The organism is Pseudomonas sp. B1(2018) (assembly GCF_003097365.1).
GTDB lineage: Bacteria > Pseudomonadota > Gammaproteobacteria > Pseudomonadales > Pseudomonadaceae > Aquipseudomonas > Aquipseudomonas laurylsulfatiphila.
Genome location: NZ_PYUK01000004.1, coordinates 21,550 through 34,041 on the forward strand (window position 1 = coordinate 21,550; position 12,492 = coordinate 34,041).

Sequence of the window (12,492 nt, forward strand, 5' to 3'; positions counted from 1 at the left end):
AGCCTTCGACAGCTCCTGCGTGATGGACCGTCACTCCATGGACTGGCTGCTGAAGTATCCCGCACAACATTTCTTGAACTTCTGTCCACTGGCGCACGGGCAGGGGTCATTGCGCCCGAGTTTGAGTTGCACGGTCGGGTCGATGAAATACCAGCGCCCCGTGTTCTGTACGAACGATGAGCACTCTCGATGACTGTGCTCGCCACTGCTGTCGTGCCACCGCGCGGTGAAGGTCACGAAAGCGTGTTCAGGCTGGCCACCCAGCACTTCGGAGCTTTCCACCTCAAGGCCCAGCCAGGTACTTTGCGCACTCCAGTCGCTGATCGATTGACGGTCCAGGCCGGCCTGTTGGGCGGGCAGGGTGGTGGCCACCAGATAGTCGACCAACCCCAGCACGTAGGCGCTGTAGCGCGAGCGCATCAAGGCTTCGGCGCATGGCGCCGGGTGTCCGGCATGGTAGTGACCGCAGCAGGCGTCAAGCAGGGTGCCGCTGCCGCAAGGGCAAATGGATGTACTCATCGCTACCACCAGTATTTCCCAAAGTTTTCCGGATTGGCCCAGAAACGCGAATTGAGCCAGTCGGGGACTTGTTTGTATTCAAGCAGATCGTAGGTAAACAGGGTCAAGACCTGTTCGTCCCGTTGAAAGCGTTCGCTGGCTTGCAGGGCCAGGGAGAAGAAGTCGGTTTCCTGCCAGCCACAGGCCGGCAGATCCGCCAGCACGGCGATGCGGCTGGCGTTGAGGTTGCGGATGCCGCCCAACAGGTTCAGGCCATCACGTTTGGGCAAATGCTCCAGGCAATCAACCACCAGGGCCAGGTCGAACCGGCGGGCCGCCAACTCGTCGGGCAATGGGCCTGGGGCCGCGAAAGCAACGCAACTGTCCGGGTGTGCGAGTTTGAATGCTTCCAGTGCCGGGAACTCGCTGGCGCCGATCAACAACAGGCGCGCGGGGGCATATCGGTCAAGTAACGCGGCCAGTGCCTGCTGCGGTGTGCGTGAAGAAATACCTGCAATCATCGAAGATCCTCAATCAGATCTGCCAAGACTAGCCTGCCCGGACGTTCGGGCCTAGAGCGGCTTGGCGACAAATGCGCCAAGCTGCCGTTAATGCCTGAATAAAGAGCATGGCCTATTGCTGGCGGAGATTAATACTCGGGTCTTTACTACCTGAATCGGTTCTAAGCCGATCCTTCAGGAGAAAACTAGATGAGCATAGTTCGGACAGCATTACCCTTGGTTCTGCTAACCAGTGTGTTGACTGGTTGCGCAGGTTTGCAGAAAACCGACTGGCCGACCTGTGCGGCGGTTGGTGGTGTCGTGGGTGCGGGCCTCGGTGCGACCGAAAGCTCGGCATGGGCAGGGTATGGTGCTCTGCTCGTTGGCGGTACGGCAGCGGCTTATTGCTGGGTGCACGGTGATGGCGACGAAGACGGCGATGGTGTGCCGGATAGTCGCGACAAGTGCCCGGGCACGCCTAAAGGCGTTCATGTCGATGCCAACGGTTGCCCACCACCAGCGCCTGTGGTCGAAGAGGCGGTTGTGGTCAAGGAAGAAACCATCGTCATCCGCGATGTTCACTTCCAGTTTGATAAAGCCACGCTTACCTCGTCCGATAAACAGGTCCTCGACAAGATTGCCACTCGCCTGAAAGCCGAAGCCCCGACTGCTCAACTGACCGTAACCGGTCATACCGACAGCGTGGGCAGCGACGCCTACAACCAGAAACTGTCGGATAAACGCGCCCACTCGGTGGTTGAATACCTCATCGAGCAAGGCGTACCTCGCAGCAACTTCGTGTCGGTGGTCGGTGCCGGTGAAAGCCAGCCGGTTGCGGACAACAAAACCGCTGACGGTCGTGCACAGAACCGTCGTACGGAAATCAAAATCCAGCGTTGACTCCCCCTCGCATCCGCGCCTTGTGCAGTCGCGGATGCGGGTCTTTACTCCTGTGTAACCGGTATGGGCCGGTGACACAGGAGCTTTCAATATGATCGTTCTCACAAGGACCGTCTTGCCGGTTCTGCTACTTGGCAGCCTCTTGACCGGCTGCGCGACCCACAGCGATGGCACTGCCCCCCTCAATCAACGTACCTGGCCAATCTGCAGCCTCATCGGCGGCCTGGTCGGCGGTGGCCTGGGCGCAATCGAGAGTGGCGCCTGGGCCGCGGGTGGTGCGGCGCTGGGTATCTTGTCCGGCGGCTTGATCTGCTATGCCCAGGATGGCGACGAAGATGGCGACGGCGTTTTCGACCGGCGTGACCGTTGCGCTGATACTCCCGCCAATACCCTGGTCGACCATCGCGGTTGCCCGGTGCCGCTGTACCCGGACCGCGTCCAGACCGAGCCTGCGCAAACCCAAGTCATTACGCTGAACGATGTGATGTTTGTCTTCAATCAATCCGACTTGACCCCAACGGCCAAGAGTGAACTGGATGCGATGATGAGCCAGTTCGAGGATGCCGATGTGGTCAGCATCAAGGTGGTCGGCCATACCGACAGCGTGGGGTCGGATGCCTATAACCAGGCCTTGTCGGAGCGACGCGCCAGCAGCGTGGCGGAATACCTGATCAGCCAGGGTGTGGCGCCGAACAAAGTCACCAGCGAAGGCAAGGGCGAAAGTCAGCCGATTGCCGACAATGATACGGACGAAGGTCGTGCGAAAAACCGTCGCGTAGAGCTGCATATAAACCGCTGAGCCAAGAGATAGAGCCGTCGAGCGACAGTTGTGAGCGCTGCGACGGCCGTTCGGCGGCCTTCATGAAGATTTTTCCATTGCCCTCTGGCTTATCCCGCGCGGAAGCCGTTACTGTGCGCCCAAACAATAATTCTCATCGGGGGAGCATATGAAGGTCTTATGGGGGCTGGGGCGGTTATTGACCCTGCTGTTCTGGTTGGTGGTGCTGGTCAACCAGCTCACGCCATTTGTCTTTCCGCTGCACCCGTTGGTCAATCTGGCCGGCGGCCTGTTGGGGTTCATCCATCTTCTGGAAGCACTGTTGTGCTATCGCAGCCTGCGAGGTCGCGCCCATCCCTGGCTTGACCGCCTGAGGATCGTCATTTTCGGTGTATTCCACCTGCAAACCATTCCAGCCCCCAGCGCTTCGAAGGCTTCCCATGCGTAAACTCTGTCTGCTCGCCGCACTCATCAGTCCATTGGCCAGCGCACAGGTGGTGAGTGTCGAACCCAACTCGCTGATGCGTTTGCCCAACACCGCCAGCACCCTGCAACTGGAACGTCTGGAAGTGGCTGATTACGGCACCTTGCTGATACCTTCGAACGTCACCGAAGTCACCGTGGGTGAGTTGCATCTGGGGCGTGAAGCGCGCATCGCCATTGTGCCGGGAGAGCAGGCGCTGGCGCTGAAGGTCCGTCGCGCTGATTTGTCCGAAGGCAGCCAGATCACCGCGCGGGGCGCGCCCGGAACCTATCAGAAAGCCGCCCGCTCCGGGCGCAATCTTGATCTGCAGATCAAGACACTGAATGCACCACAATTGTTGGTGGACGCTCGAGGCGGTGCAGGCGCACCGGGATTTGTCGGCCTGGATGGCGCCAACGGTCAGGACCCTGGCTGCACCTGGGGCCAGGCCGGTCGCGGTGCCGATGGCAGTGATGGCAGCAATGGTCAACCAGGCGCGCCGGGTGCGTTGGTCAGGCTGTCGGTGCCGCACGACTTTCCGGCAGACCGGATCAAGGTGCAGGTGGCTGGCGGTGCCGGTGGCCTGGCCGGCCCGGGCGGCAAGCCGGGGGCGGGCGGCAAGGCCAAGGGCTGCCTCGTCTACAAGGCCGATGGTGGCAAGAGCGGCAAACCTGGCGCCGACGGCCAGCCGGGGCCAGAAGGTGCGGCTGGTTCGGTGACTGTGCAGCGGTTGTAAAGGTGACCAAGAACTACTGTGGCGAGGGAGCTTGCTCCCGCTCGGCTGCGAAGCAGTCGTAAAAAAGGTTGCAGAGTATATTCTGCTAAAACGCGGCCACCTGTTTCAGGGTCGCTTCGCGACCCAGCGGGAGCAAGCTCCCTCGCCACAACAGCAACTCCGGCCACAGGTACTTCAAAACATCGGCCGAGCCGCCGCAATCGCCACCACAGCCAACCCCACCAACAGATTGATCCCCACCAACCGGCGAATCCGCCCCAGCACACCGGCACCCGCCGGCCAATCCTGTTCGGCCACGGCGGTGCGCAACTCCGGCAGCATCAGCGCCTGAATGCGGATAAACAGCGCGGTCATCACCACATACAGCCCCATCATCACTTGCACATAGCGCGGTGCGGCTTCAAAGCCGTTGAAGTGCATATGCAGCATGCCCACGCCGCTCACCGGCAACAGCACCACCGCCACCCAGACCCAGCGGAAAAAACCTTGAAACACTTCTACCCACAACTTCAGCCGGGCAGGGCCTTCAAGTGCCGTGATCGCGGCGGGGCGCAGGACCATCCAGGCGAAAAACATGCCGCCGACCCAGACCAGGGCCGCCAGGACATGCAGGCTATATATGAGGCTAAAAGGTGTCATTCGGATACTCCGTTCTGCGCAGGATTCATTAGCGGGGTATGATAGCCGTCGATCCGAACCACTGAAAATTTATCCAGCGTTTTTTGCGCCCGACAATCCATGATCAGCACCGAACTCAAAACCACGATCCAGGGCGCCTACTCGCGTTTTCTCGAAGCCAAGAGCCTCAAGCCGCGCTACGGCCAACGCCTGATGATCGCCGAAATCGCCAAGGTCCTGGGTGACATCGACACCGACGACGAAGGCCGGCGCAGTGGCGACCCCGCGATTGTCGCAGTGGAAGCCGGTACCGGTACCGGCAAGACCGTGGCCTACAGCCTGGCGGCGATCCCCACGGCCAAGGCCGCCGGCAAGCGCCTGGTGATCGCCACGGCCACCGTGGCCCTGCAGGAGCAGATCGTCTACAAGGATTTGCCCGACCTGATGCGCAACAGCGGGCTGAACTTCAGCTTCGCCCTGGCCAAGGGGCGCGGGCGCTACATGTGCCTCTCCAAACTCGACATGTTGCTCCAGGAGGGCCACGCGCAGACGGCCACTGCGCAGCTGTTCGAAGAAGAAGGTTTCAAGATCGAGGTCGACGAGGCCAGCCAGAAGCTGTTCACCAGCATGATCGAGAAGCTCGCCGGCAATAAGTGGGACGGCGACCGCGACAGTTGGTCCACTGCCCTGGAAGACGCCGACTGGGCGCGCCTGACCACCGATCACAGCCAGTGCACCAACCGTCATTGCCCGAACTTCGGCCAGTGCGCTTTCTACAAGGCCCGCGAAGGCATGGGCAAGGTCGACGTGATCGTCACCAACCACGACATGGTCCTGGCTGACCTGGCCCTGGGCGGCGGCGCCGTACTGCCGGACCCGCGCGACACCATCTACGTGTTCGACGAAGGCCATCACCTGCCGGACAAGGCCATCGGCCACTTCGCCCATTACACGCGCCTGCGCTCCACTGCCGACTGGCTGGAAACCACCGCCAAGAACCTCACCAAATTGCTGGCCCAGCACCCGTTGCCGGGCGACCTGGGCAAGTTGATCGAGCAGGTGCCGGAGCTGGCGCGGGAGATCAAGACCCAGCAGCAGTTCATGTTCACCGCGTGCGAACAGATCGCCGATTTCAAACCCGGCGAAGACGTCGAAGGCCGCGAGCGCCCGCGTCACCGATTCGTCGGCGGGGTGATTCCCGAGCACATGCGTGAAATGGGCATCGAACTGAAGAAAGGCTTCGCACGGCTGACCGACTTGTTCACCCGCCTGACCGACCTGCTCAAGGAAGGCATGGACGGCGAGGTCAACATTGGCATCGCCAGCAACCAGGCTGAAGAGTGGTACCCGCTGTTCGGCAGCCTGCTGTCGCGCTCTTCCGGCAACTGGGAGCTGTGGACCGCCTTCACCGTCGAAGACCCCGAAGACAACCCGCCCATGGCTCGCTGGCTGACCCTGGCCGAAAGCGGTTCGCTGTTCGATATCGAGGTCAACGCCAGTCCCATCCTCGCGGCGGAAATGCTCCGGCGCAACCTGTGGAACGTGGCGTATGGCTGCCTGGTGACGTCGGCGACCTTGACCGCCCTCGGTACCTTCGACCGCTTCCGCATGCGCGCCGGGCTGCCGAAAAAAGCCGTGACGGCGGTGGTGCCAAGCCCCTTCCATCATGCCGACGCCGGTGTGCTGCGGGTGCCGAACCTGAACGCCGATCCCCGTGATGCAGCGGCACATACCGCCGCGATCATTCGTGATCTGCCGGAACTGGTCGAGGGCTCTCGGGGCACGCTGGTACTGTTTTCCTCGCGCAAACAGATGCAGGACGTGTTCGATGGCCTGGACCGCGACTGGCGCAAGCAAGTGTTCATTCAGGGCAACCTGTCGAAGCAGGAAACCCTGAACAAGCACAAGGCGCGAGTCGATGGCGGGGATTCCAGCGTGCTGTTCGGCCTGGCGAGCTTCGCCGAAGGGGTCGACTTGCCCGGTGCCTATTGCGAGCACGTGGTCATTGCCAAGATTCCATTCTCGGTACCCGATGATCCCGTCGAAGCGGCGCTGTCGGAATGGATCGAAGCCCGGGGCGGTAACCCATTCATGGAAATCTCCGTACCGGACGCCTCGCTGAAACTGGTCCAGGCCTGCGGTCGCTTGCTGCGCACCGAAGAAGACCGCGGCACCATCACCTTGCTCGACCGGCGCCTGGTGACCCAGCGCTATGGCAAAGCCATCCTCAACGCGTTGCCGCCGTTCCGTCGAGAAATTTCCTGAAGCACCGGTGGGCAGTTTTGCCCACCGCGTTGTCTATCTCTCTGCCACCGCTTTTTCACTGGCCCATTGAAGGTCGTTAGGGAGAATTTCGTTCTCATGATTTGCCGTTCGTTGCCTGCCGTATTTGCCCTGTTGTTCGCAACACCGCTGTTGGCTGCACCTGCCAGCCAGCAGACGCTGTTCAACTTTGTACGCCCCGCCGACGTGGTCCAGGTGGCGACACAGGACGCCAGCCTGCCGCAATCCAACGCCGAGCAAACCCCCGAAGGCGAAGTGCTGCGCCGGGTGACCTTCAACCCGGTCGCCCGGCCGACGTTGCGCCTGGCCCCGCAAACCGGTGCCTGGGACTGGTCGCAGTCGGGCGTCATGAGCCTGCGGATCCAGAGCGCGATGAACTGGGCGTTGACCCTGTACGTGACCATTCAGAGCAACGACGGCAAGACCCTGGTCAGCCGCGTCGATCTGCCGGCCGGACCGGCGCAAACCCTGTTGGTGCCGCTGCAAGCGACATCGTCGCTGAGCCAGGGCATGAAGGCCGGCCCGCCGATGCCGATGACCGTTGAGGGCCAGCGTGTATTGCTGGCCAGCAGCGCCGGTGAGCTGGATCGCAGCCAGGTGGTGTCCGTGACATTGTCGATGGACCAGCCCAAAGCCGCGCAAAGCATCCTGCTGGAGCGCTTTGGTGTGCAGGACAGTGAGTCGGTCAGCCAGGCCGTGTATGGCGGGTTGGTGGATGCGTACGGCCAGTCGACCCGGGCCAGATGGCCGGAAAAAGTCAGCAGCGACGAGCAACTGAAAAGCGCCGCCGCCAAGGAACAGCAACAACTGAAAACCTGGCTGGCTGAGCGCGAGAAGTCTTCCCTGGACAAGTTCGGTGGATTGACCAATGGCCCGTCATTCAAGGCCAGCGGCTTTTTCCGCACCGAAAAGCGCAACGGTCGATGGTATCTGGTGACGCCTGAAGGCCACCCGTTCTATTCCCTCGGGGTCAATACCGTGGCCCCGGATGTCAACCAGACCTATGTGGCCGGTCGCGAGTGGATGTTCGAGTCCCTTCCCAAGGCTGACGAGGCGTTGGCCAGCCACTACGGCGAAGGCAACAACCGTGGCGGCAATGGTGCCGATCAAGGGCGGGGCTACAATGCCGGGCGCTGGTACGACTTCTACGGTGCCAACCTGCAACGTCTGTATGGCGATCCTTGCGCGTTGGGCAGCGAAACCAAAGCAGGCGTGGCCGCAGCGGCCAAGGCGGATGCGGTTGAAGCGACAGCGACCAAGGCGGCCGAGCAACCTGTCGCTCCTGCAACCGCCGAGTCCGGCGTCGCCGAAGCCGCCAAGACTGAAGCGACGCTGGCAATAGCGGCACAGCCAACATCGGTCGAACCGTGCAAAGCGTTGTTCGACGAGCAGCGCTGGGCCAGTCGCACCCTTGATCGCCTGCAGGCCTGGGGCTTCAACACCATCGGCAACTGGAGCGCCCCGGTACTGGGCAATGCCGATCGCGTGCCATACACCCTGCCGCTGTCGATCGTCGGCGACTATGCCAGCATCAGCACCGGTACCGACTGGTGGGGCGGCATGCCCGATCCGTTCGACCCGCGTTTTGCCATGGCCACCGAGCGAGCAGTGGCGATTGCCGCCCGCGACCATCGTGACGATCCGTGGCTGATCGGTTACTACGCCGACAACGAACTGGCCTGGGCCGGTCCCGGGGATGATCCGAAAGCCCGTTATGCCCTGGCCTACGGCACCTTGAAAATGACTACCGATGTGCCGGCCAAGCGTGCATTTCTCAAGCAACTGCGTGACAAGTACCGCAATCAGGCGGGTCTGTCGAAAGCCTGGGGCATTGATCTGCCCGCCTGGGAATTGATGGAGGATCCGGGATTCGTGCCACCGCTGCCGAGCGCCGAGCACCCGGAAATCGAAGCCGACTTCAAATACTTCCAGAAGGTCTTTGCCGACACTTACTTCAAGACCATTTCCGACTCTCTGAAGTGGCACGCGCCAAACCAGTTGCTGCTCGGCGGCCGTTTCGCCATCAGCACGCCGGAAGCCGTGGAGTCCTGCGCCCAGTATTGCGACGTGCTGAGCTTCAACATGTACACCCTGCAACCCCAGGATGGTTACGACTTCGCCAAGTTGCGCAGTCTCGACAAACCGGTGCTGATCACCGAGTTCAATGTCGGTTCGGCTGATCGTGGGCCGTTCTGGGGCGGCGTCACGCCGTTGGCGAAAGAGGAGGACCGTGGTACGGCGTATGCCAACTTCCTCAAGCAGGCAATGAGCGAGCCGTCGATTGTCGGCGTGCATTGGTTCCAGTACCTCGATCAACCGGTCACCGGGCGCTTGCTTGATGGTGAAAACGGTCACTTCGGGTTGGTGGGGATCACGGATCTGCCGTTCCAGGGCTTTGTCGACAGCGTGCGCAAGAGCAACCTGGCGACGGTCGAACAATTGGGCAAAGAGGCCGGGAAGGCGGCTGACGCCGACAAAGCCAGCCACGACGCCGAGGGCGGTCGCAAGGCCGAGGCCGGCAAGGGGCCGGGGAAGGGCGCTGAACATGCAGGTGGGCATTCGGGGAAGGGCCATTAATCTCTGACACCTGAAAAAGATCGCAGCCTTCGGCAGCTCCTACAGGGGGTATGCCTTGCCACTGTAGGAGCTGCCGAAGGCTGCGATCTTTTGATCTTGAATGGACCGCCCAGCCCATCCCTGTTCCCAAAACCCTCAAGGGCTGGAACAATGCCCGCCACTTTGTCGAGCGTTAATCCGGGGAGTTGCGGGTGCAGATTCAGGGTCATTACGAGCTTAAGTTCGAAGCGGTGCGAGAGGCTTTCGCGGCGCTGTTCGACGATCCCCAGGAGCGTGGCGCAGCATTGTGCATTCGGATTGGTGGCGAAACCGTCCTTGATCTGTGGGCCGGCACCGCCGACAAGGACGGGGCCGAGGCCTGGCACAGTGATACCATCGCCAACCTGTTCTCTTGCACCAAGACCTTTACCGCCGTCGCCGCGCTGCAACTGGTGGCCGAAGGCAAGCTGCAACTGGATGCGCCGGTGGCGCGCTACTGGCCCGAGTTTGCCGCTGCCGGCAAAGCGTCCGTCACCTTGCGTCAACTGCTCTGCCATCAAGCCGGCCTTCCGGCATTGCGCGAGCTTCTGGCCCCCGAAGCCCTCTACGACTGGCAAGCCATGGTCGACGCCCTGGCTGCCGAAACGCCGTGGTGGACGCCGGGCGAAGGCCATGGGTATGCGGCGATCACTTATGGCTGGCTGGTCGGCGAATTGCTGCGTCGTGCCGACGGTCGTGGGCCGGGGGAATCCATTGTTGCGAGGGTCGCCAAACCGTTGGGCCTGGACTTCCATGTGGGGCTGGCCGACGAAGAGTTCTATCGCGTGGCCCACATTGCGCGGGGCAAGGGCAATGTCGGCGATGCCGCCGCCCAGCGCCTGCTGCAAGTGACCATGCGTGAGCCAACGGCCATGACGACCCGGGCGTTCACCAACCCGCCGTCGATCATGACCAGCACCAACAAACCCGAGTGGCGACGCATGCAGCAGCCAGCCGCCAATGGCCATGGCAATGCCCGTAGCCTGGCCGGTTTCTACGCCGGCCTGCTCGACGGCAGTCTGCTGGAAAGCGAAATGCTCGATGAGTTGACTCGTGAGCACAGCCTCGGCGAGGACAAGACTTTACTGACCCGGACCCGTTTCGGCCTGGGGTGCATGCTCGATCAACCGGACGTTGCCAATGCCACCTTCGGCCTTGGCCCGCGGGCGTTTGGTCATCCGGGTGCCGGCGGCTCCATCGGCTTTGCCGACCCGGAGCACGATGTAGCCTTCGGGTTTGTGACAAATACCCTGGGGCCCTACGTCTTGATGGACCCGCGCGCGCAAAAGCTGGTGCGGGTTCTGGCCACTTGTCTGTAAAAGCGGCTATCGGTCTCCAGGGCTGGAACCCGATAGCCTTTTCAGTTTCAAAGCGTCAGTTTGTGCGGGCCGTCGTGGCCTGATTTTTTGACTTCATTTTTGTGGATATCCAATGTCATCCAATAAAACCCTCGCTTTGGCCCTGTGTTTCGCCATTACCGGTTGCGCACAGACTCCACAGAAAGACGCGACGGCACCTGTCGCCAAGACTGAAAGCGCCAGCCACTGGTACTGGCCGTTCGGTTCCGACGACAGCGCCGGCAAGCCCGTGGCCAAGCAGGAGGTGAAACCTGAGGTCAAACCCGTGGCGGTGGCCAAGGCCAAGGCCGAAACCGATAGCGGCAGCAAGTGGTGGTGGCCGTTCGGCGGCAATGAGCAGAGTGCCGCCAAGGCCGTGCCGATGCCCGACCCGAAAGTCACCCAGGCCTGGCTTGACGACTACGAACCGCGTCTGCGCGAGGCGGTCAAGGACAGCAACCTGCAACTCGAGCGCCGCGAAAACGTGCTGGTAGTAACTGCACCGGTCGAAGGCTCGTTCAACCCTGATCGTCCGGCCATGCTGCTGCCGGTCACGCTCGGTCCGTTTACCCGCGTTGCCAAGATCCTTGAAGCCGATCCAAAGACCGCTGTCTTGATCCTCGGCCACAGCGATACGTCCGGCGCGGCGCCTGCCAACGTCAAACTGAGCCAGGAACGTGCCCAGTCCGTTGCGGCGATTTTCCGTCTCAGTGGCTTGCAGCGTGATCGCCTGATGTTGCGTGGCCTGGGTGGTGATGCGCCGCGTGCCGCCAACGACAGTGCGCAAGGCCGTGCGTTGAACCGCCGTGTGGAACTGCTGGTGACCCCGCAGAACACCATGGTCGCGCTGTTGAGCAAGTACAACATGCCGGCCCCGGCCCCTGTGAACATGGTTGCAGCCGCTGACGTCAAGCCGGTCGCCAAGCCTGTGACACCGGCCCCGGCGACTAAAAAGGCTGCTGTTCCAGCGACGAAAAAAGCCCCGGCGAAAAAAACGGCGGCCAAGAAAGCACCTGCAAAAACCGCAACGCCGGCGAAGAAAACCACCCCAGCCAAAGCCTCCACGGCTGACAAGAAAGTCGCCGCCACTGATACTGCAAAGCAGTGATCCGTTAACCAAAAGGAATGCGCCATGACCCAGGGCCTGGCTGATATGCGTCGTGACTACACCCGTGACGGACTGACCGAGGCGCAAGCCCCGGCCGAGCCATTTGCGTTGTTCCGCCAGTGGTTCGCCGACGCGGTGAAAACCGAGCAGGCGCCGGTGGAAGCCAACGCCATGACCCTGGCCACCGTCGACCAGGACGGTCGACCGCACTGTCGCATTCTGTTGCTCAAGGGCCTGGACGAGCAGGGGTTCACCTTTTTCACCAACTACGAAAGCGCCAAAGGCCAGCATCTTGCCGCGAACCCGTTCGCGGCCATGACGTTTTTCTGGCCGGCGCTGGAGCGCCAGGTGCGCATCGAAGGGCGGGTGGTGAAAGTGACGCCCGAGGAGTCCGACGCCTATTATCAGGTCCGTCCACTGGGCAGTCGCCTGGGGGCCTGGGCATCGCCGCAAAGCCGCGTGATCGCCGATCGTGGCGAGCTCGAAGCGCTGCTCAAGGACACCGAGCAACGTTTCAGCGACACCCAGCCGCATTGCCCGGAACACTGGGGCGGTTATCGCCTGTTGCCGGAGCGCATCGAGTTCTGGCAGGGCCGTCCGAGTCGCCTGCACGATCGCCTCAATTACCGCCAGCAGGGCGCCGACTGGATTCTTGAACGTCTGGCACCCTGAACAG

Annotated in this window: 12 protein-coding genes; 9 read left to right on the plus strand and 3 right to left on the minus strand. The window is 61.9% G+C overall.

Features of this window, described 5'->3' with window-relative positions:
- Window positions 1-30: 30 nt before the first annotated feature.
- Together C9422_RS07130 and C9422_RS07135 are read right to left on the minus strand one after the other, a co-directional pair.
- Window positions 31-519, minus strand: a complete 489-nt coding sequence (locus C9422_RS07130; protein ID WP_116580146.1) for a YchJ family protein — start codon at window positions 517-519, stop codon at window positions 31-33.
- A 2-nt stretch (window positions 520-521) separates the two neighbouring features.
- Window positions 522-1,019, minus strand: coding sequence for a DUF6231 family protein (locus C9422_RS07135; RefSeq protein WP_007971634.1), 498 nt, complete (start codon window positions 1,017-1,019; stop codon window positions 522-524).
- Window positions 1,020-1,208: 189 nt separating this feature from the next.
- Between C9422_RS07135 and C9422_RS07140 the strand changes: the two genes are divergently transcribed.
- From C9422_RS07140 to C9422_RS07155, 4 genes are all read left to right on the plus strand, one after another.
- Entirely contained in the window at window positions 1,209-1,898 is a 690-nt protein-coding gene (locus C9422_RS07140) for an OmpA family protein (RefSeq protein WP_007971631.1), read from the plus strand.
- A gap of 91 nt (window positions 1,899-1,989) precedes the next feature.
- Window positions 1,990-2,697 carry an OmpA family protein gene (locus tag C9422_RS07145; RefSeq protein ID WP_116580147.1) on the plus strand — a complete coding sequence of 236 codons (708 nt, stop codon included), beginning with the start codon at window positions 1,990-1,992 and terminating at the stop codon, window positions 2,695-2,697.
- 148 nt (window positions 2,698-2,845) lie between these two features.
- Window positions 2,846-3,124, plus strand: coding sequence for a DUF1145 domain-containing protein (locus tag C9422_RS07150; protein WP_007971627.1), 279 nt, complete (start codon window positions 2,846-2,848; stop codon window positions 3,122-3,124).
- Window positions 3,117-3,875 (plus strand): collagen-like protein, encoded by a 759-nt coding sequence (locus C9422_RS07155; protein WP_116580148.1) that lies wholly within the window; start codon window positions 3,117-3,119, stop codon window positions 3,873-3,875. Before C9422_RS07150 ends, C9422_RS07155 begins: the two co-directional genes overlap by 8 nt.
- A gap of 174 nt (window positions 3,876-4,049) precedes the next feature.
- Here C9422_RS07155 and C9422_RS07160 read toward each other — a convergent pair whose 3' ends face one another.
- Window positions 4,050-4,514: a CopD family protein gene (locus tag C9422_RS07160; RefSeq protein WP_102702551.1), complete on the minus strand. Its 465-nt coding sequence runs from the start codon at window positions 4,512-4,514 to the stop codon at window positions 4,050-4,052.
- 99 nt (window positions 4,515-4,613) lie between these two features.
- Between C9422_RS07160 and dinG the strand changes: the two genes are divergently transcribed.
- From dinG to pdxH, 5 genes are all read left to right on the plus strand, one after another.
- Window positions 4,614-6,758 (plus strand): ATP-dependent DNA helicase DinG, encoded by a 2,145-nt coding sequence (gene dinG / locus C9422_RS07165; protein WP_007971623.1) that lies wholly within the window; start codon window positions 4,614-4,616, stop codon window positions 6,756-6,758.
- Between the two features lie 96 nt (window positions 6,759-6,854).
- Complete coding sequence (locus tag C9422_RS07170; RefSeq protein ID WP_116580149.1) at window positions 6,855-9,353, plus strand: beta-galactosidase; 2,499 nt, start codon at window positions 6,855-6,857, stop codon at window positions 9,351-9,353.
- 191 nt (window positions 9,354-9,544) lie between these two features.
- Entirely contained in the window at window positions 9,545-10,690 is a 1,146-nt protein-coding gene (locus C9422_RS07175; protein WP_116580150.1) for a serine hydrolase domain-containing protein, read from the plus strand.
- Window positions 10,691-10,802: 112 nt separating this feature from the next.
- Window positions 10,803-11,816, plus strand: a complete 1,014-nt coding sequence (locus tag C9422_RS07180; RefSeq protein ID WP_116580151.1) for an OmpA family protein — start codon at window positions 10,803-10,805, stop codon at window positions 11,814-11,816.
- A 24-nt stretch (window positions 11,817-11,840) separates the two neighbouring features.
- The gene (gene pdxH, locus C9422_RS07185) at window positions 11,841-12,488 is read left to right on the plus strand and encodes a pyridoxamine 5'-phosphate oxidase (RefSeq protein ID WP_116580152.1); all 648 of its coding nucleotides are present in this window, start codon (window positions 11,841-11,843) and stop codon (window positions 12,486-12,488) included.
- Window positions 12,489-12,492: the final 4 nt, after the last annotated feature.

What these genes read in the sequence shown, in the direction of transcription:
- C9422_RS07130 (WP_116580146.1), bottom strand. Translation starts at nt 519, where the DNA reads ATGAGTACATCCATTTGCCCTTGCGGCAGCGGCACCCTGCTTGACGCC.
- C9422_RS07135 (WP_007971634.1), bottom strand. Translation starts at nt 1,019, where the DNA reads ATGATTGCAGGTATTTCTTCACGCACACCGCAGCAGGCACTGGCCGCG.
- C9422_RS07140 (WP_007971631.1), top strand. Translation starts at nt 1,209, where the DNA reads ATGAGCATAGTTCGGACAGCATTACCCTTGGTTCTGCTAACCAGTGTG.
- C9422_RS07145 (WP_116580147.1), top strand. Translation starts at nt 1,990, where the DNA reads ATGATCGTTCTCACAAGGACCGTCTTGCCGGTTCTGCTACTTGGCAGC.
- C9422_RS07150 (WP_007971627.1), top strand. Translation starts at nt 2,846, where the DNA reads ATGAAGGTCTTATGGGGGCTGGGGCGGTTATTGACCCTGCTGTTCTGG.
- C9422_RS07155 (WP_116580148.1), top strand. Translation starts at nt 3,117, where the DNA reads ATGCGTAAACTCTGTCTGCTCGCCGCACTCATCAGTCCATTGGCCAGC.
- C9422_RS07160 (WP_102702551.1), bottom strand. Translation starts at nt 4,514, where the DNA reads ATGACACCTTTTAGCCTCATATATAGCCTGCATGTCCTGGCGGCCCTG.
- dinG (WP_007971623.1), top strand. Translation starts at nt 4,614, where the DNA reads ATGATCAGCACCGAACTCAAAACCACGATCCAGGGCGCCTACTCGCGT.
- C9422_RS07170 (WP_116580149.1), top strand. Translation starts at nt 6,855, where the DNA reads ATGATTTGCCGTTCGTTGCCTGCCGTATTTGCCCTGTTGTTCGCAACA.
- C9422_RS07180 (WP_116580151.1), top strand. Translation starts at nt 10,803, where the DNA reads ATGTCATCCAATAAAACCCTCGCTTTGGCCCTGTGTTTCGCCATTACC.
- pdxH (WP_116580152.1), top strand. Translation starts at nt 11,841, where the DNA reads ATGACCCAGGGCCTGGCTGATATGCGTCGTGACTACACCCGTGACGGA.